At 62.6% G+C, this 24,834-nt stretch carries 24 protein-coding genes and 1 riboswitch; of the genes, 12 read left to right on the forward strand and 12 right to left on the reverse strand.

Features of this window, described 5'->3' with window-relative positions; all coding sequences use genetic code 11:
* Positions 1–134: 134 nt before the first annotated feature.
* Both L6D80_RS08425 and L6D80_RS08430 read left to right on the forward strand, forming a co-directional pair.
* Entirely contained in the window at positions 135–686 is a 552-nt protein-coding gene (locus tag L6D80_RS08425; RefSeq protein WP_054900310.1) for a cytochrome b, read from the forward strand.
* Positions 687–720: 34 nt separating this feature from the next.
* Complete coding sequence (locus L6D80_RS08430; RefSeq protein ID WP_054900309.1) at positions 721–1,299, forward strand: YceI family protein; 579 nt, start codon at positions 721–723, stop codon at positions 1,297–1,299.
* Positions 1,300–1,359: 60 nt separating this feature from the next.
* Here the strand turns inward: L6D80_RS08430 and L6D80_RS08435 are convergent, their stop codons facing one another.
* From L6D80_RS08435 to ahcY, 5 genes are all read right to left on the reverse strand, one after another.
* Positions 1,360–3,255 (reverse strand): RNA helicase RhlE2, encoded by a 1,896-nt coding sequence (locus tag L6D80_RS08435; RefSeq protein ID WP_176512558.1) that lies wholly within the window; start codon positions 3,253–3,255, stop codon positions 1,360–1,362.
* 219 nt (positions 3,256–3,474) lie between these two features.
* Entirely contained in the window at positions 3,475–4,263 is a 789-nt protein-coding gene (locus L6D80_RS08440) for a substrate-binding periplasmic protein (RefSeq protein WP_054900307.1), read from the reverse strand.
* 46 nt (positions 4,264–4,309) lie between these two features.
* Positions 4,310–5,386: a hypothetical protein gene (locus L6D80_RS08445; protein WP_176512557.1), complete on the reverse strand. Its 1,077-nt coding sequence runs from the start codon at positions 5,384–5,386 to the stop codon at positions 4,310–4,312.
* Between the two features lie 94 nt (positions 5,387–5,480).
* Positions 5,481–6,326: a methylenetetrahydrofolate reductase [NAD(P)H] gene (metF, locus tag L6D80_RS08450; RefSeq protein ID WP_054900305.1), complete on the reverse strand. Its 846-nt coding sequence runs from the start codon at positions 6,324–6,326 to the stop codon at positions 5,481–5,483.
* A 148-nt stretch (positions 6,327–6,474) separates the two neighbouring features.
* Complete coding sequence (ahcY, locus tag L6D80_RS08455) at positions 6,475–7,884, reverse strand: adenosylhomocysteinase (protein ID WP_054900304.1); 1,410 nt, start codon at positions 7,882–7,884, stop codon at positions 6,475–6,477.
* A gap of 20 nt (positions 7,885–7,904) precedes the next feature.
* Positions 7,905–8,000: riboswitch (S-adenosyl-L-homocysteine riboswitch) on the reverse strand.
* A gap of 179 nt (positions 8,001–8,179) precedes the next feature.
* On the opposite strand from ahcY, the gene L6D80_RS08460 reads away from it, so the two are divergent.
* A complete protein-coding gene (locus L6D80_RS08460) occupies positions 8,180–8,581 on the forward strand; it encodes an acyl-CoA thioesterase (protein WP_054900303.1) in 402 nt (133 codons plus the stop codon).
* Positions 8,582–8,614: 33 nt separating this feature from the next.
* On the opposite strand, the gene L6D80_RS08465 is transcribed toward L6D80_RS08460, so the two are convergent.
* A complete protein-coding gene (locus L6D80_RS08465) occupies positions 8,615–9,847 on the reverse strand; it encodes a cation:proton antiporter (RefSeq protein ID WP_054900302.1) in 1,233 nt (410 codons plus the stop codon).
* Positions 9,848–10,045: 198 nt separating this feature from the next.
* Between L6D80_RS08465 and L6D80_RS08470 the strand changes: the two genes are divergently transcribed.
* Together L6D80_RS08470 and L6D80_RS08475 are read left to right on the forward strand one after the other, a co-directional pair.
* The gene (locus L6D80_RS08470) at positions 10,046–10,879 is read left to right on the forward strand and encodes an EamA family transporter (RefSeq protein ID WP_176512556.1); all 834 of its coding nucleotides are present in this window, start codon (positions 10,046–10,048) and stop codon (positions 10,877–10,879) included.
* A 32-nt stretch (positions 10,880–10,911) separates the two neighbouring features.
* Positions 10,912–11,298, forward strand: a complete 387-nt coding sequence (locus L6D80_RS08475) for an MAPEG family protein (RefSeq protein WP_054900300.1) — start codon at positions 10,912–10,914, stop codon at positions 11,296–11,298.
* Positions 11,299–11,407: 109 nt separating this feature from the next.
* Here L6D80_RS08475 and mltA read toward each other — a convergent pair whose 3' ends face one another.
* The gene (mltA, locus tag L6D80_RS08480; protein ID WP_176512555.1) at positions 11,408–12,559 is read right to left on the reverse strand and encodes a murein transglycosylase A; all 1,152 of its coding nucleotides are present in this window, start codon (positions 12,557–12,559) and stop codon (positions 11,408–11,410) included.
* A gap of 116 nt (positions 12,560–12,675) precedes the next feature.
* Between mltA and L6D80_RS08485 the strand changes: the two genes are divergently transcribed.
* The gene (locus L6D80_RS08485; RefSeq protein ID WP_054900298.1) at positions 12,676–13,122 is read left to right on the forward strand and encodes a c-type cytochrome; all 447 of its coding nucleotides are present in this window, start codon (positions 12,676–12,678) and stop codon (positions 13,120–13,122) included.
* Positions 13,123–13,176: 54 nt separating this feature from the next.
* On the opposite strand, the gene L6D80_RS08490 is transcribed toward L6D80_RS08485, so the two are convergent.
* The 5 genes from L6D80_RS08490 to L6D80_RS08510 form a co-directional block, all read right to left on the reverse strand.
* Positions 13,177–13,569, reverse strand: coding sequence for a DUF1090 domain-containing protein (locus tag L6D80_RS08490; RefSeq protein ID WP_054900297.1), 393 nt, complete (start codon positions 13,567–13,569; stop codon positions 13,177–13,179).
* Between the two features lie 124 nt (positions 13,570–13,693).
* Positions 13,694–14,089, reverse strand: coding sequence for a DUF1090 domain-containing protein (locus tag L6D80_RS08495; RefSeq protein WP_054900296.1), 396 nt, complete (start codon positions 14,087–14,089; stop codon positions 13,694–13,696).
* A 120-nt stretch (positions 14,090–14,209) separates the two neighbouring features.
* A complete protein-coding gene (gene ligB, locus L6D80_RS08500) occupies positions 14,210–15,916 on the reverse strand; it encodes an NAD-dependent DNA ligase LigB (RefSeq protein ID WP_176512554.1) in 1,707 nt (568 codons plus the stop codon).
* Positions 15,917–16,059: 143 nt separating this feature from the next.
* Positions 16,060–17,250, reverse strand: a complete 1,191-nt coding sequence (gene metK / locus L6D80_RS08505; RefSeq protein ID WP_054900294.1) for a methionine adenosyltransferase — start codon at positions 17,248–17,250, stop codon at positions 16,060–16,062.
* Positions 17,251–17,269: 19 nt separating this feature from the next.
* On the reverse strand, positions 17,270–18,262 hold the full coding sequence (locus L6D80_RS08510; RefSeq protein ID WP_054900293.1) for an ArsR/SmtB family transcription factor: 993 nt from the start codon (positions 18,260–18,262) through the stop codon (positions 17,270–17,272).
* A 247-nt stretch (positions 18,263–18,509) separates the two neighbouring features.
* Between L6D80_RS08510 and tkt the strand changes: the two genes are divergently transcribed.
* The 6 genes from tkt (at position 18,510) to fba (ending at position 24,753) form a co-directional block, all read left to right on the forward strand.
* A complete protein-coding gene (gene tkt, locus L6D80_RS08515) occupies positions 18,510–20,507 on the forward strand; it encodes a transketolase (protein WP_054900292.1) in 1,998 nt (665 codons plus the stop codon).
* 152 nt (positions 20,508–20,659) lie between these two features.
* On the forward strand, positions 20,660–21,721 hold the full coding sequence (gene epd, locus L6D80_RS08520; RefSeq protein WP_054900291.1) for an erythrose-4-phosphate dehydrogenase: 1,062 nt from the start codon (positions 20,660–20,662) through the stop codon (positions 21,719–21,721).
* Between the two features lie 12 nt (positions 21,722–21,733).
* On the forward strand, positions 21,734–22,897 hold the full coding sequence (locus L6D80_RS08525) for a phosphoglycerate kinase (protein WP_176512553.1): 1,164 nt from the start codon (positions 21,734–21,736) through the stop codon (positions 22,895–22,897).
* Positions 22,898–22,929: 32 nt separating this feature from the next.
* Complete coding sequence (locus L6D80_RS08530) at positions 22,930–23,148, forward strand: hypothetical protein (RefSeq protein WP_054900387.1); 219 nt, start codon at positions 22,930–22,932, stop codon at positions 23,146–23,148.
* Between the two features lie 110 nt (positions 23,149–23,258).
* Complete coding sequence (locus L6D80_RS08535) at positions 23,259–23,588, forward strand: MliC family protein (RefSeq protein WP_054900289.1); 330 nt, start codon at positions 23,259–23,261, stop codon at positions 23,586–23,588.
* A 100-nt stretch (positions 23,589–23,688) separates the two neighbouring features.
* The gene (fba, locus tag L6D80_RS08540) at positions 23,689–24,753 is read left to right on the forward strand and encodes a class II fructose-bisphosphate aldolase (RefSeq protein ID WP_008093958.1); all 1,065 of its coding nucleotides are present in this window, start codon (positions 23,689–23,691) and stop codon (positions 24,751–24,753) included.
* Positions 24,754–24,834 lie beyond the last annotated feature (81 nt).

The following is a 24,834-nucleotide window of genomic DNA, read 5'->3' on the forward strand; positions in this document are numbered from 1 at the left end:
TGTTAATGTTTCCTTAATAGCAAACTCACACACTAAATATCGGATTTCTCGATAATCCGAAGCAATTTTTTCCGCTTTTATTCGATACGTTACGCGTTAGTCTGTGCACAGCTTTCACGGGGAAACACGTCATCATGCAACTGCGTAATTCAACTTCTCGTTATGGCGTGGTCAGCATTGTTCTGCACTGGGGTGTGGCGCTGGCGGTCTTTGGCCTGTTCGGCCTGGGTTTGTGGATGGTCGGCCTCGACTACTACAGCCCCTGGCGCAAGGCCGGCCCGGACCTGCACAAGAGTATCGGCCTGGTATTGTTGGCGGTCATGCTGCTGCGCGTAGTCTGGCGTTTCATCAGCCCGCCACCCCCGGCACCGGCCAACCACGGGGCATTCACCCGTGTGGCAGCCAAGCTGGGCCACCTGGCGTTGTACCTGGGCCTGTTCGCGGTGATGATCGCCGGCTACTTGATCTCCACCGCCGACGGTGTCGGTATTCCGGTGTTCGGCTTGTTCGAAGTGCCGGCGCTGATCAGCGACATACCCGATCAGGCTGACCTCGCGGGTGTGATTCATCTCTGGCTGGCATGGGGCCTGGTGATTTTCGCCGTGCTGCATGGCCTGGCCGCACTCAAGCATCATTTCATCGACCGTGACGCGACCCTGACCCGCATGCTGGGCCGCAAAGCTTGACTCTCAACCTCAATTGCAAAGGAAGGAAGTAAGGATGTTGAAAAAGACTTTTGCCGCTCTGGCGCTCGGTACCGCTCTGCTCTCCGCTGGCCAGGCCATGGCCGCCGAGTACAAGATCGACAAGGAAGGCCAGCACGCGTTCGTCGACTGGAAAATCAGCCACCTGGGCTACAGCTTCATCCATGGCACATTCAAGGACTTCGACGGTAACTTCACCTGGGACAGTGCCAAGCCTGAAGCCAGCAAGATCGCCGTCGACCTGAAAACCGCCAGCCTGTGGTCGAACCACGCCGAGCGTGACAAGCACATCGCCAGCGCCGACTTCCTGGACGTGAAGAAATACCCGGAAGCCAAGTTCGTCTCCACCAGCGTCAAGTCCACTGGCGACAAGACCGCTGACGTGACCGGCGACCTGACCCTGCACGGCGTGACCAAGCCGGTGACCTTCAAGGCCACCTTCAACGGTGAGGGCAAGGACCCATGGGGCGGCGAGCGTGCAGGCTTCAACGCCACCACGACCCTGAACCTGAACGACTTCGGCATCAAGGGCCCTGGCCCAACCTCGCAGACCCTTGATCTGGATATCAGCGTCGAAGGCGTGAAGCAGAAGTAATCCATTGCTCAGGCAATAAAAAACGCCGCCCATGGGGCGGCGTTTTTTATTGCGGCTGCGTTACGAGCCCTTGCGGGTCAGCAGCGCAGGGCGCTCACCGCGCGGGCGGCTTGGCAGGTCGTCCAGTTGCTCGGGTGTCGGGTAGCGGTCGAGCTTGGATTCCTTACGGATGATCACCGGCTGGTTCTGCGGCTCGCGCGAGCTGCGCACGGCCGGTTCCTGGCGCGACGCATCATCACGGCCGCTCGAACGGTTGCGGCCACCGCCGTTGCCATCACGGCGCGCGCCACCACCATTGTTGTTGCGCGGCGGACGCTTCTCGCCACTGGCGTTGCGCGGCTGGCCGCCATTACGGCCCTGGCCACCGCCGTTGCTGCGTTGCCCGGTACCTTGGCCTTGCTGGGCTTGGCCGGTGCCACCACCTGGGCGGCGGTTGCGCCCCTGATTCTTGGCATTCTGGTACGGGCTGACGTAGTCGGCACGGTTACCGAAGTTGTCGATTTCGTCGTCCAGGAATTCATCCGGCGCACGGTCGGCGGGTGCTTTAGGGGCGGCGTTCTGGCCAGCCTGCTGCTGACGGGGTTTCTTGTCCCGGGGCTTGCGCGGTTGCTGCTGCTTTTCGCCGGCCTTTTCTTTGTCGGCCGGCTTATCGGCAGCCTGCTGCTTGGCCTTGCCTCTGTCCTTGCCTTTGTCTTTGCGGCCACCGCTGCCGTCTTTGCCACCGTCGCCACGCGACTGCTGATTACGGCCACCGCGGCCGTTGTTCTGCGGGCGTTCGCGTACTTCAGGCTTCTCGGCTTCCACCTGGCTTGGGTCGAAGCCCATCAGGTCGCCGTCGGCGATTTTCTGCTTGGTGACCCGCTCGATGCTCTTGAGCAGCTTCTCTTCATCTGGCGCAACCAGGGAAATGGCCTCGCCCGAGCGCCCGGCACGGCCGGTACGGCCGATACGGTGAACATAATCTTCTTCGACATTCGGCAGCTCGAAGTTGACCACGTGCGGCAATTGGTCAATGTCCAGGCCGCGGGCAGCGATGTCGGTCGCCACCAGCACTCGCACATTGTTGGCCTTGAAGTCGGCCAGTGCCTTGGTGCGTGCATTCTGGCTCTTGTTGCCGTGGATCGCGGCGGCGGTCAGGCCGTGCTTTTCCAGGTACTCGGCCAGGCGGTTGGCGCCGTGCTTGGTACGGGTGAACACCAGGACCTGTTCCCAGGCACCGAGCGTGATCAGGTGTGCCAGCAGTGCACGCTTATGGCTGGCGGGCAGGCGATAGACGCGCTGCTCGATACGTTCGACCGTGGTGTTCGGTGGGGTGACCTCGATGCGCTCCGGGTTGTGCAGAAGCTTGTCGGCCAGGTCGGTGATGTCTTTGGAGAAGGTGGCCGAGAACAGCAGGTTCTGGCGTTTGGCCGGCAGGCGGGCGAGGACCTTCTTGACGTCGTGGATGAAGCCCATGTCGAGCATGCGATCGGCTTCATCAAGGACCAGGATTTCCACGTGGGCGAGGTCGACGCGACCTTGCCCGGCGAGGTCGAGCAGGCGGCCCGGGCAGGCCACCAGGACATCCACGCCCTTGGCAATGGCCTGGATCTGCGGGTTCATGCCAACGCCGCCGAAAATGCAGGCACTGACCAGCGGCAGGTCGCGGGCATATACCTTGAAGCTGTCATGCACCTGAGCCGCCAGTTCGCGGGTCGGGGTCAGCACCAGCACGCGCGGTTGGCGCGGGCCGTGGCGTTGGGACTTGTCGGGGTGGCCCGCCGGGAACAGACGCTCAAGGATCGGCAAGGCAAAGCCGCCGGTTTTACCGGTACCTGTCTGTGCGGCAACCATCAGGTCGCGGCCTTGCAACACGGCGGGAATCGCCCGCTGTTGCACCGGAGTCGGCTGGGTATAGCCCGCTGCCTCGATAGCGCGGACAAGAGCCTCGGAGAGACCGAGGGAAGCAAAGGACATGGGCAATCCTGTTCTCGTGTGGGCTGGGCCCGTAGGGATATTCTGCCTGGCGCGACGGGCATCGGTGGGATGCGATCGCGTCCGGTCCAGCTGGGCTTTCACTGCACATCCGGAAAACGCAGGGTGGACGCCAAAGGGGCGTCGATGCTGATCGGGATGCCTGTTGCGAGGCCGAGCGTCCGGGCGTGAGCCGGGCGGGAAGGCCCGAGTATAACAGAGCTATCGCAACGTGCTGCTTTCCTGCTGCTCAACGGCGGCGGGAAGATGGCTAGCGTCGTTGACATAGCGTTGGATTATGGTGGTGAATGCCGCCTCCTGCTTGAAACGCCGCAGCTCCTGGGTAAACGCCTGGGCCAGTTCCTCGCGCCCGGGTTTGCGGGTCAAACCCAGGTATTGCGATTGTCGGCTGACCACCAGCGGCAGTTCTTCTATCTGCTGCTCAAGGCCCAATTGCTTGCGTAGGTAGCGGCCGACCAGGCGGTCGGTGATCAGCAGGTCGATACGCCCAAGCATCAGCTTGCCGAAGTTGGCTTCCTGGCTGGGCGCCGCTTCACGCCTGAAACTGGACGCCTCATTGAATTCGGCGCTGTAGGCATAGCCTGGTGACGTGCCCACGGTCAGGTCGGCGAGGTCGCTGAGCTGGCCGATGGCGTGGCGGCGGGCGGAGGCCTGGTACAGCACGAACTCGACATTGGACATCGGCTCCAGAGGGTAGATCAGGTACGCCTTACGCGTATCGACCTGGAAGATGTCCATGATTCCATCGGCCAGCCCTTGCTCGATCATGGCCAGACAGCGTTTCCAGGGCAGGAATTGCCACTCCACCTCGACGCCCAGGCGCCTGAACACTTCAGTGGTGACTTCATAGTCGATACCCTTGGCCTGGCCTGCATCCTGGTAGATGTAGGGCGCCCAGTCGTCGCTTACCAGGCGCAGGCGTTCGCCCTGCGCCATGGGGCTCAGGCAGGCGAGCAGCAGGATGCAGAACAGGCGGGCGATGTGCGGCATGGCGCGAGATTACGCGCAAGGCAAACCCAAGGCCAGAGCCTGCGGTTCAGGATTGGGAGGCTCTCAGCAAATGTGCCTCGATATCCTTGCGTCGTGCACCGAGCGACAGACGCAGGCCTGGATGACGCAGGCACTGGCGCAGCCGGTCGGGCTCGATGTGGCCGTACCGTTCGTTGAGGTTTTGCAGCGCTTTGTCCCACCAGGCCGGCGCGCAGGCGCGGTCGAACTCGTTGGGGTAGGGGTAGCAGCCATACAGCAACTCGCGGGCAAACTGACGTTCGCGGCTGGGCATGGTCAGGCTTAAGGCCTTGTAGCCCAGGCGTTGCAAGGTGGGCGGCCGCGGCAGTTGGTCGTTGACCAGGGCGACATCCGCCAGGGCTGCCTCACTGAGCAGGTCGTCGGCGTGCTTGCGCAACCAGGCCTGGATCTTGGCGCGAAACTGCGCCTTGCGGCTCCAGTAATGGTGAATGACGTCGGGGCACTGGGCCAGTGCCAGCTTGCGGTAGGCAGCCACCGCAAGGCAGAACTCCTCCAGGGTGTAGGCAGAGCGTGCCAGAGGGTGAAACTCGTCCATCATGGCAATGGACTGCTCCAGTGTTCCGGCGTCTGCGGCGGTCAGCCCGATGACCCCTGAATTGATCAGCGGCATCCGGCAGTCGGCCAGGCCACGTTGCTGGAGGAGGGTGAGCAGGTTTTTATACAGCAGGCACTGCTGGTTGGCCCCGTAGCGCGAACCGATCATGTTGCACAGCAGGTGGCCAGGTCGTACGCGCTGGAACAACTGCATCGGCGAGGTGCGGAAAAAGGTGTCGGTATCGATCAGCACGGCAAGCGGGTGCTGCTGCAGCACTTGGCGCAACAGCACGTGCTTGCTGCGAAAATGGTAGCCATGGGGTGCGTTCCAGGCCTGGCGCGTGGCCTCATCGAGCAGGTGGACGGTGACCGGTAGCTGGGCGTAGGGCTCGGCAGTGTCGGTGTAGACCTGGATGTCCATGGCCTGGCCTGCCGGCGAGCCCAGATGGGCCAGGGCGCTGACGATGCTGAAGCAGGCTTCCTGATGGTAGGTGGCTGGGCCGAAGGCCAGGTAGACCAGCTGGGGGCGCGAGGGTGGGGGCAGTTGCATTGCAGGCAATGACCTGTTGAACCAGAAAATGAATAAGGCCTTAGTCTATGACTAAAGCCTTAAGCATTTCTGAATAGGATATTGCCAAAAGATTTCAGCGAGGCAGCTTCAGGTTGTTCCAGATCGCCAGGCTCGCTTCGGCCTGGTTCAGGGTATAGAAGTGCAGACCTGGCGCGCCGCCTTGCAGCAATTGCTCGCACATGTGGCTGATCACTTCCTCACCGAAGGCTTGAATGCTGGCGGCATCGTCGGCATAGGCTTCCAGTTGCTTGCGGATCCAGCGCGGGATCTCGGCACCGCACGCGTCGGAGAAGCGCGCCAACTTGTTGTAGTTGGTGATCGGCATGATGCCGGGTACCACTGGAATATCCACACCCAGCTTCTGCGCGCGCTCTACGAAGTAGAAGTAGCTGTCGGCATTGAAGAAGTACTGGGTGATGGCACTGTCGGCACCGGCCTTGACCTTGTGCACGAAATTGGCCAGGTCGGTCTCGAAGTTGCGAGCCTGCGGGTGCATTTCCGGATAGGCCGCCACTTCCAGGTGGAAGTGGTCACCGGTTTCCTGGCGGATGAACTCGACCAGGTCGCTGGCGTAACGCAGTTCGCCACTGGCCATGCCCATGCCTGACGGCAGGTCGCCACGCAGGGCGACGATGCGCCTGATGCCGGCAGCCTGGTACTGGGCGAGCAGGGCGCGCAACTCTTCCTTGGTGTCACCCACGCACGACAGGTGCGGCGCGGCAGGGACTTTGGCCTCGCTTTCCAGCTGCAGCACGGTATTGAGCGTGCGGTCGCGGGTCGAGCCACCGGCACCATAGGTGCAGGAGAAAAAGTCGGGGTTATAGGTCGCTAGCTGACGGGCGACGGCCATCAGCTTCTCGTGACCGGCATCGGTCTTGGTCGGGAAAAATTCGAAACTGTAACGGCGGTCTTGTGACATTGGTCGTTCCTCAAGCAGCACGCTTCACGCTGCAAGTAAAAGCCAGATCGGTGATGGCCGATCTGGCTTGGGCATCGTTCAAGATCCTGGGCGCCTGAACCTCAAGCGACAACGGCATGGTTGTCGCTTGAGGCTGCAAGCTTGCCGCTTAGTAGCGGTAGGCGTCCGGCTTGAACGGGCCTTCGACGGTCACACCGATGTACTCGGCCTGTTGCGGGGTCAGCTGGGTCACCACGCCACCGAAGCCGCGGACCATTTCCAGGGCCACTTCTTCGTCGAGTTTCTTCGGCAGTACTTCCACGGTCAGGCGCTCAGCCTTCTTGGCGGCAGGCAGTTCGGCGAACTTCTGCTCGAACAGGAAGATCTGTGCCAGCACCTGGTTGGCGAACGAACCATCCATGATGCGGCTCGGGTGGCCGGTGGCATTGCCCAGGTTCACCAGGCGGCCTTCGGCCAGCAGGATCAGGTAATCGTCGTTCTGCGGGTCGAAGGTGCCAGCGCCGGTACGGTGGATCTTGTGGACCTGCGGCTTGACCTCTTCCCATGCCCAGTTCTTGCGCATGAAGGCGGTGTCGATCTCGTTGTCGAAGTGACCGATGTTGCAGACCACGGCGCGCTTCTTCAGGGCCTTGAGCATGTTGGCGTCGCAGACGTTGACGTTACCGGTGGTGGTGACGATCAGGTCGATGCGGCCCAGCAGGTCGGCATTGATGCCGGCCTCGGTACCCGTGTTGATACCGTCCTTGAAGGGCGAGACAACTTCGAAGCCGTCCATGCAGGCCTGCATGGCGCAGATCGGGTCGACTTCGGTGACCTTGACGATCATGCCTTCCTGGCGCAGGGACTGGGCCGAGCCCTTGCCCACGTCGCCGTAGCCGATCACCAGGGCCTGCTTGCCCGACAGCAGGTGGTCGGTACCGCGCTTGATCGCGTCGTTCAGGCTGTGACGGCAGCCGTACTTGTTGTCGTTCTTGCTCTTGGTGACCGAGTCGTTGACGTTGATGGCCGGGACCTTCAGCTCGCCTTTGGCCAGCATGTCCAGCAGGCGATGCACGCCGGTGGTGGTCTCTTCGGTCACGCCATGGATCTTGTCCAGCATGGCCGGGTATTTCTTGTGCAGGATTTCGGTCAGGTCACCGCCGTCATCCAGCACCATGTTGGCATCCCATGGCTGGCCATCCTTGAGGATGGTCTGCTCGATGCACCACTCGTACTCTTGCTCGGTCTCGCCTTTCCAGGCGAAAACCGGGATACCGGCAGCGGCGATGGCGGCAGCGGCCTGGTCCTGGGTGGAGAAGATGTTGCACGACGACCAGCGTACTTCGGCGCCCAGGGCGACCAGGGTCTCGATCAGTACTGCGGTCTGGATGGTCATGTGGATGCAGCCGATGATCTTGGCGCCCTTGAGCGGTTGCTCGGCTTGATACTTGCGGCGCAGGCCCATCAGCGCGGGCATTTCCGATTCGGCGATGATGACTTCCTTACGGCCCCAGTCGGCCAGGGAGATGTCGGCGACCTTGAAGTCGGAAAAACCTGCAGGCGTGTTTACAGCGCTCATTAGAGCCTCCATTCGTAGTGTGCGAATGGGCGCCGTTGTGCGTTAAGCGTCCGCGGGAGCGGACAACGCCCCATCCGAGCCTGACAGGATGACCTGCTGCAGCGCCCCTCGGACGGGTGGCGGGCATGGCACCGCTAATGGCTACCATGTGAATCGGCAGGGATTATAGCCGTGGCTGTGTGACACACCCAAGGCTTTCTGTCGATTTATCGCGACGATAGTCGATGTTCAATGGAGTGGCGGCGGCCGCTCTGCCATCATGGCTACACGTTAGCCAAGCAGGTCAGGAGTACAGATGAACTTTCACACCCGCAAATGGGTAAAACCCGAAGACCTCAACCCCAACGGCACCCTGTTCGGCGGTAGCCTGTTGCGCTGGATCGACGAAGAAGCGGCGATCTACGCCATCGTCCAGCTGGGCAACCAGCGGGTGGTGACCAAGTACATGTCGGAGATCAACTTCGTCAGCGCCTCGCGTCAGGGCGACATCATCGAGCTGGGCATCACCGCGACCGAATTCGGCCGCACCTCGATCACCCTGCGCTGCGAAGTGCGTAACAAGATCACCCGCAAGAGCATTCTCACGGTTGACCGTATGGTCTTCGTCAACCTTGGCGAGGATGGCCTGCCGGCACCCCACGGGCGGACCGAGATCAAGTACGTGCAGGACCAGTTCCCGGACTCCGCGGTGGAGTGACTGGCCATTGGGCCGCGAAGCGGCCCTGGCCTTTCAGGGTGCGCTGACCTTGCGCACCACCCGCCCAATGCTCAGCCCCTGCACCAGGATCGAGGACAGCACCACGATGTAGGTGATCGACAGCAACAGGTCACGTTCCTCACCCAGCGGCAGCGACAGGGCCAGCGCCACTGACACGCCGCCACGCAGGCCACCCCAGGTCAGAACCCGCACAGTGCCTTTGGGCACACTGCGCCAGCGGCGCAACAGCAAGATCGCCGGGGCGACAGTCAGCAGTCGAGACAGCAGCACCGCCAGCGCCAGCACACCCCCTGCTGCCAGGTGCATCCAGTTGAACGGCAGCAGCAACAGCTCAAGGCCGATCAAGGCGAACAGCAGCGCGTTGAGCATGTCGTCGATCAATTCCCAGAAACCGTCCATGTAGCGACGGGTCATGTCGTTCATCGCCAGGTTGCGCCCCAGGTTGCCGATGATCAACCCCGCCACCACCATGGCGATCGGCGCCGAGACATGCAGTTCGTAGCACATCGCCGAACCGCCGATAACCAGCGCCAGGGTCAGCATGACCTCGACCTGGTATTGCTCGACGCTCTTGATCATGCGGTAAGTGGCATAGCCGATCACGCCACCGAACACCACGCCGCCGATGGCTTCATGGGCGAACAGGATCGCCGTGTCGGTGATGCTGGGCGTTTCACCCAACTGCACGATGCCCAGCAGCACGGTGAACACCACGACCGCAGTGCCGTCGTTGAACAGCGATTCACCTACGATGGTGGTCTTCAGCGGCTTGGAGGCGTTGGCGGTACGCAGCGCGCCGAGCACGGCGATTGGGTCGGTGGGCGAAATCAGCGCACCGAACAACAGGCAGTAGATCAACGGTACATGCCAGCCGAACAGCGCGAACACCCAATGCGACAGGTAGCCGATCACCACGGTTGCAATCAGCACCCCCAGGGTTGCCAGCAGGCCGATCGGCCAACGATAGCTGCGCAAGTCGGTGAGGTTGACGTGCAGTGCGCCGGCGAACAGCAGAAACGCCAGCATCCAGTGCATCAGCAGGTCATTGAAATCGATCTGGTTCATCAGCCCTTCGACGCGTTCCTCCAGTCCGGGGAAGCCGATCAGGCTCAAGCCCTGCAAGATGAGGGAAAACAGCAGCGCCGTGACCATCACGCCAATGGCAGGTGGCAGGCCGATGAAACGGTAATTGACATAGGTGAGGAGGGTAGTGAGGCAGATAAACGCGGCAACTAATTCAAGCATCCCGAATCCTGTAACAGTGGCTTCCAAGTCGTACCCGAATGGCTCGGGCAGTTCTTTGATGACCTGGCGAGGGGTTCGGGACACAGCATTTGACCGATAATGTCGGAAACGTTCAGGAACGCCTGCCATTTGCAGCTGCCGCGCCACCCTTGGAAGGCTATATAGTCACCGCTGGAAACGTGACAAGGACCTGAACGCGTGTTGGCAACTTCCTTGGTACTGGTCGCCGCCCTGCTGCATGCGACCTGGAACACCCTGATCAAATTCAGTGGCGAACGCGTGCTGGTGATCGCCAGCATGGACACGGTGGCGTTGGCCTTCGCGGTACTCGCCGTGGGCTTCGTCGATGTCCCTCCGGCTGAAATCTGGCCTTGGCTGCTGGCCTCGGCGCTGGCCGAGCAGTTGTACCGGTTCCTGCTGATCCAGGCCTACCGAGTCGGTGATCTGGGGCTGGTCTATCCTCTGATGCGCGGCCTGTCGCCGTTAGTGGTGCTGGGGCTGACCCTGGCGTTCGCCGGCGAGACGCTGAGCCAGCAGCAGATCATCGGCATCCTGTTGATCCCTTGCGGTATGGCTTGCCTGCTGTGGCAAGGTGGCGGCGGAGACCGTTTGCCTTGGTCAATGCTGCCGGTGGTGGCGCTGATCGGCCTTTGCATCGGCTGCTACACCTGGTTCGACGGGCAGGCAGTGCGGCTGTGGGGCAAGCCCTGGGATTACCTGGTGTGGCTGACCTTGCTCAGTGCCTGGCCATTTCCGGTTCTGGCCAGTGTGGTGCGGCGTGCACCCTTCGTGTTGTTCTGGCGCACCCAATGGCGCCTGGGCCTGGCGGTAGGGTTCTGCGTGCTGTTCAGTTATGCGCTGGTGCTATGGGCCATGCACCTGGGCTCGGTGGCCGAGGCGGCGGCCTTGCGCGAACTGAGCGTGATTCTGGTGGTATTGCTGGGCATGCGTTACCTCAAAGAACCTTTTGGCGGACCCAGACTCCTAGCTTGCGGGCTTGTGCTGGCAGGCATGCTGGTGATGAAGCTCTAACCCGAACATTGATCGAACGAGGAACCCTGTCCATGACCGTTGCCCTGTGGTGCATCCTGATCGCGTTGGTCTTGCCGCCGCTGTGTGCCTTGATCGCCAAGGTGAGCAGTGGCCGTTTCGGCCTGAAGGACAATCATGATCCGCGCGCGTTTCTGGACACCCTTTCAGGGCTGCCACGCCGCGCGCATGCTGCGCAGCAGAACAGCTATGAGGCGTTCCCGGCATTTGCCGCGGCAGTGCTGGTCGCCGATATCGTCGGTAACGCCGAGCAAGTGACGCAGGACGTGCTGGGGGTGTTGTACATCACCAGCCGTTTGCTCTACATCATTTGCTATCTGGCCGATTGGGCGGCGTTGCGCTCGGTGGTGTGGTTTGCCGGTTTGGCGCTGATCGTGTCGTTCTTTGTGGTTTCGATCTGATAACCCGACTCGTGGGGGCCGGCTTGGCAGCAACGCCGGCTCCCACCAGGTCCCTGCTGGACCATCGAGTTGTGGGAGCGGGGGCGCCTGCGAAGCATTCAGCTCCGTGTCACAGAACTTTCGGCACTTCCGGCAGCGGCTTGCCTTTAGGCCAGAGCATCCAGATCTGCCCCTGCTGCTTCATGTTGCCTGCCAGTTCACCGGCCTCTGGCCCGGTGCCCCAGAACAGGTCCGCTCGCACTTCTCCGGTAATTGCACCCCCCGTGTCCTGGGCACCCACCGGGCGAATCACCGGCGAGCCGTCGGGGCGTGTGGTGGACAGCCACAGCAGGCTGCCCAGTGGGATCACCTTGCGGTCGATGGCAACGCTGTAACCGGCGGTAAGGGGCACGTTGAGCGAGCCGCGCGGGCCTTCGTTGCTGTCTGGTCGGGTGCTGAAGAACACATAGCTGGGGTTGCTCGCCAGCAGTTCAGGTACCCGCTGGGGGTTGGCCTGCGCCCAGGCATGGATGGCACCCATGCTCACGTCTTCCTTCTGCAATTGGCCCTGTTCGATCAGCCAGCGGCCGATGGGCCGATACGGGTGACCGTTCTGGTCGGCATAGCCCAGGCGCAGTTGCCGGCCATCTTCCAGTTGAACCCGGCCGGAGCCCTGGATCTGCAGGAATTGCAGGTCCATCGGATCGGTCAGCCAGGCCAGTACCGGTGCCTTGGCGCCGTCACGGTAGATGACTTCGGCCGTGTCGTAGGGCTTGAGCACGCGGCCTTCAAGGCGTCCGCGCAGGCGCTTGCCCTTGAGCTCGGGGTAGAGGCTTGCCAGGTCGACCACGATCATGTCTTGCGGGATGCCATACACGGGCACGTGCGCCGCCTCGGTGCGTTTCAGGCTGCCGGGGTAGACCGGTTCGTAGTAACCAGTGATCAGGCCATTGGCATTGTTGTCGGAGGCGCGCAGGCCGTAGACCTGCAGTTGTTGCTGCAGGAACGTGCGCACCTGGGCCGCATCCTGCGCGATCGGCATCGCCGCTTCGCAGGTGGCGGCCCATACCGGGTCACGCCTGAGCTTTTCACAGCCAACGCGCCAGGCGTTGAAACCTGCCAGCAGGTCGCTGTCGCTGACACTGGGCAGGTCGTCCCAGGCCGCTGGGGCATAAGTGGCAATAGCATGGGGTTCGGGCTTGGCGTTTTCGCCGCCGTTGCAGCCGGCCAGCAAGGCCAGGGCTGGTAGCGCCCAGGCGAGATGGCGCAGAGCAGATTTCATGGCTGAATCCTTGGAGGGCAGCGGCGGGTGGCTGCCCATAGTGTTCGTAAGGGTATTGGTCTTTGTCGAGCAGGCGAGGATACTGTTGGCCCTTTCCCTCTGCCAATGTGACCGTGATGTTCAAATGTTTCACAGCCGTGCTGCTGGTCAGCCTGTCCCTGGTGGCCTGCGACCGTGTCGATCCTAACTCACCTTTGGGCCAGCGCAAGGCGATCTTCAAACAGATGCTCAATACCAGCGAAGACATGGGCGGCATGCTGCGTGGGCGTTTGCCGTTCGACGGGGCGAAATTCGCGGAGCAAGCGCAGAGGCTCGATGGCCTGGCTCATGCACCTTGGCAGCATTTCCCGCAGATCAGGGACGAGGGTCAAAGCAGTGCGCGCCCTGAAGTCTGGGAGCGCCAGGCGCGCTTTCATGAGTTGGCGCAACAGTTGGAGGGGGTGACAGGTGAATTGCTGGCGGTCACGCGCAAGCAACCGTTGGACGTCGCGACGCTCAAGGCACCGATGGACAAGGTCGAGGCAGCCTGCAAGGCCTGCCACACGGAGTTTCGCAACCACTGACGGCGCCAACCAGCGGCTGCAGGCCGCTGGTTGGCTGTGTGTCGAGCGCTGTGTTTATTGGGTCAGTTCGGCTTTGGCGTGCTCAAGCTCTGCCTTGGCCTCGGCCAGTTTCTTCTCGCGCTTGGCAATCTTGCTCTGGTCGCCTTTGGCCTGCGCCTCTTTCAGGTCTGCTTCGCGCTCCTGCACCTCGGCTTCGGCCTTGCGCACTTTCTGCTCGCGCTCCTGTTTCAGGCCTTCATCGGTGCAGTGCTCTTTATTTTCCTTCAGGGCCCTCTCCAGGCCGCTGATTTGGCCCGCGTTGTTGTGAGCCTTGGCGTATTCAAGCTGGTGTTCAATGGCGCTGCGCTTGGCAGCGCAACCGGTCAGCCCTGGTGTGGGCTGAGCCGCCCCAGCAGTGGCGCTGACGCTGAAAATGGCCAGCAACGCGAAGTAAGAAAGAAGTTTCATGGGTGCCTCCTTGTAGGGGCATATGGCAGTAAGCGCTGCGATATTGCCCTTTCCTTACGACTGGGTGAAATCTCTAGCGGCTAATTTCAGAAAAATCCTACAAGCAACCTGCGCCTAGTCGCTGTCACCGTTCTAGATCGTCGACGGCTTCCTGCAGTTCCTTTTTCGCTTCGGCAAGCTTGTCTTTGCGCTTGTTGATGCGCTCCGAGTCGCCCTTCTTCATGGCTTTGTCCAGGTCCTTGGTGCGTTGGTTGACCTCATGACGCGCTTCCAGCACTTTCTGCTCCCGCTCTTTGCGCAGGCTCGCGTCGGTGCAGTGCGCCTCGACTTCGGCAAGGGCTTTTTCCAGGCCCGCCTGTTGGTCACTGTTGGCGTTGGCTTTGGCCTGGTCGATCTGTGCGCTGATGGCCTGACGCTTGGCGGCGCAACCGGTGAGGCCAGGTTCTTCTTCGGCGGCGTGAATGGCCTGGGTCGACAGGCCTAGGGTTGCCAGCAGGAACAGCGTGGTAATGCGTTTCATGAAAAAGCCTCCTGAACGGGGCGGGGCAGCAAAAATTGGGGAAATCCTGCCTTGGTTTTGCCGAATTAGAAACCCTTGATGGATTTTTCTGGCTGAGATTCAGCATTGCCTTGTACGCGTTCAGGGCGTGATCTGTTGCAAGTGGGGGGTATCGGCCATCTGGAAGCCGTCGACCCCGCTGCTTGCCAACTGGGTGGCAAGGCGTTGCACCTCAGCACTGGCGAAAAAACTCGCAAGCTGCCTGGCGCGTGTTTCACCGATGCCGGGCAGAGTCTGCCAGTCGCTGACGGACCGGCCAGCAAGCGTCAGCCAGTGTTCATCCGGTGGCACGTTGCCGGGTGCGGGTACGCCGAGCCCTTTCAGCCAATGGCCGAACGGCCGGGTGCGGGCCAGTTGGAAGCTGCGCTGCAGACGCCTGGCGCTTGTGTCGCTGATGCCCGGCAGGGTCACCAATTGCCGGGTATCAAGTGCCAACCAGTCCGTCATCGATGTGACCAGCCCGGCTTGTACCAGCCGCCGCCAGGTAGCGGGGCCGGTGCCAGGCATGGCCAGCCCGTGCTTGCCGCTAAGCCATACCAGGCGGGCGACAAATTGCTCTTCGCAGCCGTCACTTGCCTGCCAGCAACTATGTGGCCCATAGCGGCCGGGTTCGGGGGCGGCTACTGGCTGGCGCTCGCTGGCGCGGTGAACCACCTGCTCGAAGCGCGGGATGGTCAGCCCGGCAAGGCTGATTGCCACGTGGTCGCCGGGACGAATGTCGAGCGCCTGCCAGCGGGCCAAGGAGCCGAGGCTGACCTGGCTGATCCGGCGGTCATCCAGGGCCACCGGGTACAGCTTGAGCAGTGGCGTGACCCTGCCGGTGCGGCCAATGACGAAACGTACATCACGCACCTGTGCCAGCGCCTGGGCAAAGGGGTATTTCCACGCCGCGATCCAGTAGGGCGCATGGGGCTGCCAGCGCTCGGCCGCCGGGCGGCTGTCCTGGCGCAGAATCACCCCATCGGTGGCGAACGGCAGTGGCGAGCGGTACCAGTGCAAACGCCAGTGCGCGGCTTCATCTGGGGTGTTGATGGCGGTGCTGTAGCGCTGGCTGTCTGGGAAGCCCAGCGTCGCCAACTGAGCCAGGCGCTCGGCCTGGTTGTCCGGCCCCTGCGGCCAGTCCCAGACGAACAGGCCGATCGCTGCGCCTTGCTCGCTGCCCAGTTGCTTGCGCGCCAGCAAGCCGGCCACGGTACTGCGGGCGTTGGCGCTGCCATCCTGGGCTTGCACATGGTTTTCAAGGCGCAGATACAGCTCGTCTTGTACAACCAGGTCCAACGGCTGCGATAGCTGCCGGTTGACGGTGCCCAGGGCCGGTATGTGGCGGCTCCAATCATGCCCGTGAGCACCGTCCCCGCGGCTGAGCAGTTGCACCAGCCGGCCTTGGCGGTAGATCAGCGTGGCTGCCACGCCGTCGACCTTCGGTTGCAGCCAAAGGCCGCTTTTACCGGCCATCCAGCGAGCTACGGCCTGGGCATCCGACAGCTTGTCGACGCCCGTGTGGGGGATCGGATGGGCGACCGGCCCGCGGGCGCTGGCCAGCGGGTTCTGTTCGCCTGCGAGCGCAAAGCACCGCTGCAACTGTTGCAGGTGCTGACGACTCTGGTCGTAAAGCTCGTCAGCCACCCGCGTTTCACCCAGGCGGTGATAGTGGTCGTCCCATTGGCCAAGGGTTTCGCGCAATCTGGCGACCTCCGTGGTGGCCCGGGCGGCCGACCAGGCCGGGCAGTCGGAGGCCTGAGTGGTATGAACGTGGAACAACAGGGCAACGAGCAATAGCAGCGGCATGGCCAGCATCCTTGCATGGCGGGTGGAAGCCTCAGCCTAGGCAATGTTGCCTGCGGGTACGGTGTGCAGTTGTCAGCCGATATGTCACAAAAAAGCCCCTGCCGATCACTCGGCAGGGGCTTTCGTTTACCGCTGTAGGGCAATTACAGGCCGGCAGCGTCACGCAGCGACTGGGCGCGGTCGGTGCGCTCCCAGGTGAAGGTGGTGAAGGTGTCGTCGCCGACCGTCTTCTGCTGCGGGGTGCGGCCGAAGTGACCGTAGGCAGCGGTTTCCTGATACATCGGGTGGAGCAGGTCGAGCATCTTGGTGATGGCGTACGGGCGCAGGTCGAAGCACTCGCGCACCAGCTGGATGATCTTGTCGTCGGAAACCTTGCCGGTGCCGAAGGTGTTGATCGAGATGGAGGTTGGCTGGGCTACGCCGATGGCGTAGGACACCTGGATCTCGCAACGCTCGGCCAGACCGGCGGCCACGATGTTCTTGGCCACATAGCGCCCGGCATACGCGGCGGAACGGTCGACCTTGGACGGGTCCTTGCCGGAGAACGCGCCACCACCGTGGCGGGCCATGCCCCCGTAGGAGTCGACGATGATCTTGCGACCGGTCAGGCCGCAGTCGCCCACTGGGCCGCCGATGATGAAGTTGCCGGTCGGGTTGATGTGGTACTGGGTGTCCTTGTGCAGCAGCTCGGCCGGCAGGGTGTGCTTGACGATCAGTTCCATCACCGCTTCCTGCAGGTCTTTTTGCGAGACCTCAGGGTTGTGCTGGGTCGACAGGACCACCGCGTCGATGCCGACGACTTTACCGTTCTCGTAGCGGCAGGTGACCTGGGACTTGGCGTCCGGGCGCAGCCATGGCAGCAGCTTGGACTTGCGGGCTTCGGCCTGGCGTTCGACCAGACGGTGCGAGAAGCAGATCGGCGCTGGCATCAGGACGTCGGTTTCGTTGCTGGCGTAGCCGAACATCAGGCCCTGGTCGCCGGCACCCTGGTCTTCCGGCTTGGAGCGGTCGACACCTTGGGCAATGTCCACCGATTGCTTGCCGATGATGTTCATGACGGCGCAGGTGGCACCGTCGAAGCCAACGTCGGAGCTGTTGTAGCCGATGTCGATGATGACCTTGCGCACCAGGTCTTCCAGGTCAACCCAGGCCGAGGTGGTGACCTCGCCGGCGATGATGGCGACACCGGTCTTGACCAGGGTTTCGCACGCCACACGGGCGTATTTGTCCTGGGTGATGATGGCATCAAGGACCGCGTCCGAAATCTGGTCGGCGATCTTGTCCGGATGCCCTTCGGACACGGACTCGGAGGTGAAAAGGGAGTATTCGCTCATCTCGACGGGTTCCTAAAATTTACCGATGGTGTGTGTCGCCAGTCGTCCGCTGAAAATGGCGGACCTGTATCTGGAAACCGTTACGCAAGCCTACGTAGAGGCTGTCCCCCGGGGCCAGCCCGGCAGCGTTGGCCCAACGGGCCAGGTCGTCCTGTTCAAAACCAAGCCAAAGGTCGCCGCAGGCTTCCCGCGCCCAGCCCTGGTCATGGCTGCACAGTTCGGTGACCAGCAGGCTGCCGCCTGCCTTCACCCGTTTGGCCAGCAGGCGCAGGGCCAGGGCCGGGTCGCTGAAATGGTGCAGCACCATGTTCAGCACAACGCAGTCGGCTTCCACATCCGTTGCACCCAGTGCATCGGCCAACTGCAGGTTTACGTTACCCAGGCGTTCGCGTTCGCACACCTGGCGCGCCAGCTCGAGCATGGTCGGGCTGTTGTCCAAGGCGGTCACGGTGGCAAAGCGCCGGGCCAGGTCGGGCAGAAAACCGCCGTCACCGGGGCCGACTTCCAGTGCGCTGGCGGTCGGGTCGAAATTCAATGTGTCGAGCAGCGCCAGCAGGCTTTCGCGGTACTGCGGCAAGCCGGCGATCAGGTCTTGCTGGGCGCGGAATTTCTCTTCCACCCGCAGGAAGAAGTCCTGGCTGGTGGCAGCGCGGCGTTGCTGCACCTGGGCGATGCGGGCCTGGACGTCGTGCGGCAGGCTCAGGTCGTCGACCTCTTCGAGCAGCGCCGTGTGCAGGCGCCCGCCCAGGCGCTGGCTGTCAGGCAGGGCGCGGCGGTAGAAGATCGCGTTGCCTTCGCGGCGGGTGGCCACCAGTTCGGCCTGGGCCAGCACCTTGAGGTGATGGCTCATGCCCGATTGGCCGATGCCGAAAATCTGCGCCAGTTCCAATACGCCGAACGAATCGCTGGCCAGGGCACGCAATACATTCAGGCGCAATTCATCGCCACTGGCTTTGCACAGGGCAGCCAGGGTGTCGCTTTGCTGGGGAATGGGTTGCGCGCGAAGGTTCATGAGGCGGCAGTCTAGACAGGCATCGTTGCCCTAGCAAGGCCAATATCAAAAAGTTTTGATATTGGCGATGAGCTGCGAGCCATAAGCTCAAGGCTGCAGTAATAGAGGGGCTTGGCGCGCAGATCGGCTTCGTCTGGCAACGTAAAGCGTGCCGCCAGCAGCTTAAATGTTTGCCCCCAGCTCCCCAGTGGGGGAAAATGGGCGCCTTTTTCGTAACACCACCTATTCAAGCCCCAGGAGATAAGCGATGCCCAGCCGTCGTGAACGTGCCAACGCCATTCGTGCACTCAGCATGGATGCCGTGCAAAAGGCCAACAGCGGCCACCCAGGTGCCCCCATGGGCATGGCGGATATCGCCGAAGTGCTTTGGCGCGATTATCTGAAGCACAACCCGAGCAACCCGAACTTCGCCGATCGTGACCGCTTCGTGCTGTCCAACGGCCACGGCTCGATGCTGATCTATTCGTTGCTGCACCTGACCGGTTACGACGTCACCATCGACGACCTCAAGGCCTTCCGTCAGCTGCACAGCCGCACGCCGGGCCACCCGGAGTTCGGCTACACCCCGGGCGTCGAAACCACTACCGGCCCGCTGGGTCAGGGCCTGGCCAACGCTGTGGGCTTCGCCCTGGCCGAGAAAGTGCTGGGCGCCCAGTTCAACCGTGAAGGCCACAACGTCGTCGACCACAACACCTACGTGTTTCTGGGCGATGGCTGCATGATGGAAGGCATTTCCCACGAAGTCGCCTCGCTGGCCGGTACCCTGGGCCTGGGCAAGCTGGTCGCCTTCTACGACGACAATGGCATCTCCATCGACGGCGAAGTGGAAGGCTGGTTCACCGACGACACGCCCAAGCGTTTCGAAGCGTACAACTGGCAAGTCATCCGCAACGTCAACGGTCACGATGCCGATGAAATCAAGATGGCCATCGACACCGCTCGCAAGAGCGAGCAGCCGACCCTGATCTGCTGCAAGACCATCATTGGCTTCGGTTCGCCGAACAAGCAGGGCAAGGAAGACTGCCACGGCGCGCCACTGGGTAACGACGAGATCGCCCTGGCCCGCAAGGAACTGAACTGGAACCACGGCCCGTTCGAAGTGCCTGCCGACATCTATGCCGAGTGGAACGCCAAGGATGCAGGCGCCAAGGCCGAAGCCGAGTGGAACAAGCGTTTCGACGCCTATGCTGCTGCCTTCCCTGAGCTGGCCGGCGAACTCAAGCGCCGCCTGAACGGCGAACTGCCGGCAGACTTCTCGGAAAAAGCCGCTGCCTACATCGCTGAAGTCGCCGCCAAGGGTGAAACCATCGCCAGCCGCAAGGCCAGCCAGAACACCCTGAATGCCTTCGGCCCTCTGCTGCCTGAGCTGCTGGGCGGCTCAGCTGACCTGGCCGGTTCCAACCTGACCCTGTGGAAAGGTTGCAAGGGCGTCAGCCATGAAGACGCCAGCGGCAACTACATGTATTACGGCGTGCGCGAGTTCGGCATGACCGCAATCATGAACGGTGTTGCCCTGCACGGCGGCCTGGTGCCCTACGGCGCCACTTTCCTGATGTTCATGGAGTACGCCCGTAACGCCGTGCGCATGTCCGCGCTGATGAAGCAGCGGGTCATCCACGTCTACACCCACGACTCCATCGGCCTGGGCGAAGACGGCCCGACTCACCAGCCGATCGAGCAGTTGGCCAGCCTGCGCAGCACGCCGAACCTGGACACCTGGCGCCCAGCCGACGCGGTCGAATCGGCCGTGTCCTGGAAGCACGCCCTGGAGCGCAAGGACGGCCCTTCGGCGCTGATCTTCTCGCGCCAGAACCTGCAGCACCAGGACCGTAGCGCTGCCCAGATCGCCGACATTTCCCGTGGTGGTTACGTGCTCAAGGACTGCGCCGGCGAGCCTGAGCTGATCCTGATCGCTACCGGTTCCGAGGTGGGCCTGGCCGTTCAGGCGTTCGACAAACTGACCGAGCAGGGCCGCAAGGTCCGCGTCGTGTCGATGCCGAGCACCAGCGTGTTCGATGCCCAGGACGCGGCCTACAAGCAGTCCGTACTGCCGCTGGAAGTTGGTGCGCGTATCGCCATCGAAGCCGCCCACGCCGACTTCTGGTACAAGTACGTCGGCCTGGAAGGCCGTATCATCGGCATGACCACCTACGGTGAATCGGCTCCAGCCAGCGCACTGTTCGAGGAGTTCGGCTTCACCCTGGAGAACATCCTGGGCACCGCCGAAGAGCTGCTGGAAGACTGATACAGGCAAAGTGAGGGCCGCAGGCCCTCATTCGCGGCGCAAGGCCGCTCCCACAGGATCTGCATACGCCGCAGTACCCTGTGGGAGCGGCCTTGTGCCGCGAATGGGCCGCACGGCGGCCCCGTTCAACCGCCGGAGTTCAAGAGCTACCTATGCCCCACCCGCGTCCCTACAAAGTTGCACTCAACGGTTATGGCCGCATCGGCCGCTGTGTCCTGCGCGCATTGTTCGAGCGGGGGGCCAAGGCCGGTTTCGAGATCGTTGCATTGAACGACCTGGCCGATCAGGCCAGCGTGGAATACCTGACACGCTTCGACTCCACCCACGGCCGCTTTCCGGGCGAAGTGCGGGTCGACGGCGATTGTCTGCATATCAATGGCGACTGCGTGAAGGTCTTGCGCAGTGCCACCCCCGAGGGCGTCGACTGGGCGGCCCTGGACATCGACCTGGTGCTGGAGTGCTCCGGCGCCTACCACACCCGCGCCGACGGCCAGCGCTTTCTCGATGCCGGTGCGCCACGGGTATTGTTCTCCCAACCCATGGCCAGCGAAGCCGATGTGGATGCCACGGTGGTCTACGGCATCAACCAGGATCGCCTGAGTGGCACCGAGCTGCTGGTGTCCAACGCCTCCTGCACCACCAACTGCGGCGTACCGCTGCTGCGGGTGCTGGACCAGGCGTTCGGCATCGAATACGTGCAGATCACCACTATTCACTCGGCAATGAACGACCAGCCGGTGATCGATGCCTACCACCACGAAGACCTGCGCCGCACGCGCTCGGCGTTCCAGTCAGTGATCCCGGTGTCCACCGGCCTGGCCCGCGGCATCGAACGCCTGCTGCCGGAACTTGCAGGGCGAATCCAGGCCAAAGCGGTACGTGTGCCGACCGTTAACGTCTCGTGCCTGGACATCACCCTGCAGACCGCCCGCGACACCAGCGCAGCCGAGGTCAACCGGGTACTGCGCGAGGCGGCGCTGGACGGCCCGCTGAAAGGCTTGCTGGCCTATACCGAGCTGCCCCATGCCAGCTGTGATTTCAACCATGACCCGCATTCGGCGATCGTCGATGCCAGCCAGACCCGCGTCTCAGGCCCTCGCCTGGTGAACCTGCTGGCCTGGTTCGACAACGAATGGGGGTTTGCCAACCGTATGCTCGACGTCGCCGAACATTATCTGCACGTCGTCCACTCCACCCGCACCAAACAGCCCTGAAGGACTGCATTCATGACCGTGTTGAAGATGACCGACCTCGACCTGCAAGGTAAGCGCGTACTGATCCGCGAAGACCTCAACGTGCCTGTGAAGGACGGTGTGGTAGCGAGCGACGCGCGCATCCTGGCTGCGCTGCCGACCATCAAGCTGGCCCTGGAGAAGGGCGCGGCGGTAATGGTCTGCTCGCACCTGGGCCGCCCGACCGAAGGTGAGTTCTCGGCCGAGAACAGCCTCAAGCCGGTTGCCGACTACCTCAGCAAGGCCCTGGGCCGCGACGTGCCGCTGGTCGCCGATTACCTCGACGGGGTCGAGGTCAAGGCCGGTGACCTGGTGCTGTTCGAGAACGTGCGCTTCAACAAAGGCGAAAAGAAGAACGCTGACGAGCTGGCGCAGAAGTACGCCGCGCTGTGCGACGTCTTCGTGATGGACGCGTTCGGCACTGCCCACCGCGCTGAAGGTTCTACCCACGGTGTTGCCAAGTTCGCCAAGGTAGCTGCTGCTGGCCCGCTGCTGGCCGCCGAGCTGGACGCCCTGGGCAAGGCCCTGAAAGCCCCGGCCAAGCCAATGGCCGCCATCGTTGCCGGTTCCAAGGTTTCCACCAAGCTGGACGTGCTGAACAGCCTGAGCGCGGTTTGCGATCAACTGATCGTCGGGGGTGGCATCGCTAACACCTTCCTGGCCGCTGCCGGCCATCCGGTCGGCAAGTCGCTGTACGAGCCGGACCTGGTTGATACGGCCAAAGCCATCGCTGCCAAAGTCAGCGTGCCGCTGCCTGTGGACGTCGTGGTTGCCAAGGAGTTTGCTGAAAGCGCCGAAGCCACCGTCAAGGCTATCGCCGACGTTGCCGCTGACGACATGATTCTTGATATTGGCCCACAAACCGCAGCCCACTTCGCCCAGTTGCTGCAGGCGTCGAAGACGATCCTGTGGAACGGCCCGGTTGGCGTGTTCGAGTTCGACCAGTTCGGCAACGGCACCAAGGTGCTGGCCGAAGCCATCGCCGGCAGCGCCGCATTCTCCATCGCCGGTGGTGGCGACACCCTGGCCGCCATCGACAAGTATGGCGTCGGCGCTGATATCTCCTACATTTCTACCGGTGGCGGTGCATTCCTCGAGTTCGTCGAGGGCAAGGTACTGCCTGCCGTGGCGATCCTGGAAGAGCGGGCAAAAGCCTGACAATGGCGGCGCCTGGCAAAGGGAGCGACCTGATGGTCAAGCAATTGCCTGTGATGATCCTGGCCGTCTTGCTGGGCGCCTGCTCCAGCAGCCGGTCCTCGGACGCCGACCCGGCACACCCGCCCAAGGGCGGGTGCTACCAGTCCGAGTGGCAGGCCGAGACCGTGCCGGTAATCAACAAGCGCCTGGGCCCGGTCGGCCTGGAAAAGTATGACGAAGAGCACCAGCGCCTGGCGCCAGGCTGCCCTTGATCGGCGGTTTGGCAACCAAGCGGTTGATTTGTGGTCTTGAGCACTGGGGCCGTACTTGGAGCCGGCTTGCCGGCGATGGGCTGCAAAGCAGCCCCTATCGGAGTAATTTAATGAAAGCGCTGATGGCCGCGATGGCCCTGGCGACACTGGCAGGATGCTCGCTGCTGCAGCCGGCGCAACCCGCCCCGGCAGACAACTGGACCCGCTGGGTCTGTGACAGCCAGGCCGAAGTGCTCTGGCGCTTCGCTGACGCGCAACAGGACTCGGTCGACGTGCGCCTGGGGGGCGGTGACCAGGTCTACCGGCTCAAGGCGGAGCCGAGCGCCTCGGGCGCGATGTACAGCGACAGCGTGCTGGCCTTCCATACCAAGGGCGATGAAGGCCTGGTGTACTGGGTGGCAACCAACGATCTGATTGGGCGGGGCTGCAAGGCACCGTGACTGGCCGGGCCGCGCTGGTGGCCCACACTACTTGAACAGCAACCGCCCCTGCGGCAGGCTTGCACGAAACAAACGACGCTTGTCGGGAGAGAGATACACAATGGCACTCATTAGCATGCGCCAGATGCTGGACCACGCCGCCGAGTTCGGTTACGGCGTTCCGGCTTTCAACGTCAACAACCTCGAGCAGATGCGCGCCATCATGGAAGCGGCCGACAAGACCGACTCCCCAGTGATCGTCCAGGCCTCGGCCGGCGCCCGCAAATACGCTGGTGCGCCGTTCCTGCGCCACCTGATCCTGGCCGCCATCGAAGAATTCCCGCACATCCCGGTGTGCATGCACCAGGACCACGGCACCAGCCCTGACGTCTGCCAGCGTTCCATTCAGCTGGGCTTCAGCTCGGTGATGATGGACGGCTCGCTGGGCGAAGACGGCAAGACCCCGACCGACTACGAGTACAACGTCCGCGTTACCCAACAGACCGTTGCCATGGCGCACGCCTGTGGCGTATCGGTGGAAGGCGAACTGGGCTGCCTGGGTTCCCTGGAAACCGGCATGGCCGGTGAAGAAGACGGTATCGGCGCCGAAGGCGTGCTGGACCACAGCCAGATGCTGACCGACCCGGAAGAAGCCGCCGACTTCGTCAAGAAGACCCAGGTCGACGCCCTGGCCATTGCCATCGGTACCAGCCACGGTGCCTACAAGTTCACCAAGCCGCCTACCGGTGACGTGCTGGCAATCGACCGCATCAAGGAAATCCACAAGCGTATCCCCAACACCCACCTGGTGATGCACGGTTCTTCCTCGGTACCACAAGAGTGGCTGGCGATCATCAACCAGTACGGCGGTGACATCAAAGAGACCTACGGCGTACCGGTTGAAGAAATCGTCGAAGGCATCAAGCACGGCGTGCGCAAGGTCAACATCGACACCGACCTGCGCCTGGCCTCCACCGGCGCCATGCGCCGCCTGATGGCGCAGAACCCGAGCGAGTTCGACCCGCGCAAGTTCTTCGGTGAAACCGTAAAAGCCATGCGTGACGTGTGCATCGCCCGTTACGAAGCCTTCGGCACCGCCGGCAATGCCTCGAAGATCAAGCCGATCTCCCTGGAAGGCATGTTCCAGCGTTACCTGAAAGGTGAGCTGGCCGCCAAGGTCAACTGAGCCACTGGCAGTTCTGAAAACCCGCAGAAATGCGGGTTTTTTTATGGCCGCCGGAACAGTACACGACCGCTGGTCGACTAT

It is taken from the genome of Pseudomonas ceruminis (assembly GCF_021602025.1).
GTDB lineage: Bacteria > Pseudomonadota > Gammaproteobacteria > Pseudomonadales > Pseudomonadaceae > Aquipseudomonas > Aquipseudomonas ceruminis.

Excerpts from the sequence above, each read along its gene's own strand:
- metK (WP_054900294.1), bottom strand. The coding sequence starts at position 17,250 with ATGAGCGAATACTCCCTTTTCACCTCCGAGTCCGTGTCCGAAGGGCAT.
- L6D80_RS08430 (WP_054900309.1), top strand. The coding sequence starts at position 721 with ATGTTGAAAAAGACTTTTGCCGCTCTGGCGCTCGGTACCGCTCTGCTC.
- fba (WP_008093958.1), top strand. The coding sequence starts at position 23,689 with ATGGCACTCATTAGCATGCGCCAGATGCTGGACCACGCCGCCGAGTTC.
- mltA (WP_176512555.1), bottom strand. The coding sequence starts at position 12,559 with ATGAAATCTGCTCTGCGCCATCTCGCCTGGGCGCTACCAGCCCTGGCC.
- tkt (WP_054900292.1), top strand. The coding sequence starts at position 18,510 with ATGCCCAGCCGTCGTGAACGTGCCAACGCCATTCGTGCACTCAGCATG.
- L6D80_RS08525 (WP_176512553.1), top strand. The coding sequence starts at position 21,734 with ATGACCGTGTTGAAGATGACCGACCTCGACCTGCAAGGTAAGCGCGTA.
- L6D80_RS08495 (WP_054900296.1), bottom strand. The coding sequence starts at position 14,089 with ATGAAACGCATTACCACGCTGTTCCTGCTGGCAACCCTAGGCCTGTCG.
- L6D80_RS08535 (WP_054900289.1), top strand. The coding sequence starts at position 23,259 with ATGAAAGCGCTGATGGCCGCGATGGCCCTGGCGACACTGGCAGGATGC.
- ahcY (WP_054900304.1), bottom strand. The coding sequence starts at position 7,884 with ATGAGCGCTGTAAACACGCCTGCAGGTTTTTCCGACTTCAAGGTCGCC.
- L6D80_RS08440 (WP_054900307.1), bottom strand. The coding sequence starts at position 4,263 with ATGCCGCACATCGCCCGCCTGTTCTGCATCCTGCTGCTCGCCTGCCTG.
- L6D80_RS08490 (WP_054900297.1), bottom strand. The coding sequence starts at position 13,569 with ATGAAACTTCTTTCTTACTTCGCGTTGCTGGCCATTTTCAGCGTCAGC.
- epd (WP_054900291.1), top strand. The coding sequence starts at position 20,660 with ATGCCCCACCCGCGTCCCTACAAAGTTGCACTCAACGGTTATGGCCGC.
- L6D80_RS08530 (WP_054900387.1), top strand. The coding sequence starts at position 22,930 with ATGGTCAAGCAATTGCCTGTGATGATCCTGGCCGTCTTGCTGGGCGCC.
- L6D80_RS08435 (WP_176512558.1), bottom strand. The coding sequence starts at position 3,255 with ATGTCCTTTGCTTCCCTCGGTCTCTCCGAGGCTCTTGTCCGCGCTATC.
- metF (WP_054900305.1), bottom strand. The coding sequence starts at position 6,326 with ATGTCACAAGACCGCCGTTACAGTTTCGAATTTTTCCCGACCAAGACC.
- ligB (WP_176512554.1), bottom strand. The coding sequence starts at position 15,916 with ATGCCGCTGCTATTGCTCGTTGCCCTGTTGTTCCACGTTCATACCACT.
- L6D80_RS08460 (WP_054900303.1), top strand. The coding sequence starts at position 8,180 with ATGAACTTTCACACCCGCAAATGGGTAAAACCCGAAGACCTCAACCCC.
- L6D80_RS08445 (WP_176512557.1), bottom strand. The coding sequence starts at position 5,386 with ATGCAACTGCCCCCACCCTCGCGCCCCCAGCTGGTCTACCTGGCCTTC.
- L6D80_RS08465 (WP_054900302.1), bottom strand. The coding sequence starts at position 9,847 with ATGCTTGAATTAGTTGCCGCGTTTATCTGCCTCACTACCCTCCTCACC.
- L6D80_RS08425 (WP_054900310.1), top strand. The coding sequence starts at position 135 with ATGCAACTGCGTAATTCAACTTCTCGTTATGGCGTGGTCAGCATTGTT.
- L6D80_RS08485 (WP_054900298.1), top strand. The coding sequence starts at position 12,676 with ATGTTCAAATGTTTCACAGCCGTGCTGCTGGTCAGCCTGTCCCTGGTG.
- L6D80_RS08510 (WP_054900293.1), bottom strand. The coding sequence starts at position 18,262 with ATGAACCTTCGCGCGCAACCCATTCCCCAGCAAAGCGACACCCTGGCT.
- L6D80_RS08475 (WP_054900300.1), top strand. The coding sequence starts at position 10,912 with ATGACCGTTGCCCTGTGGTGCATCCTGATCGCGTTGGTCTTGCCGCCG.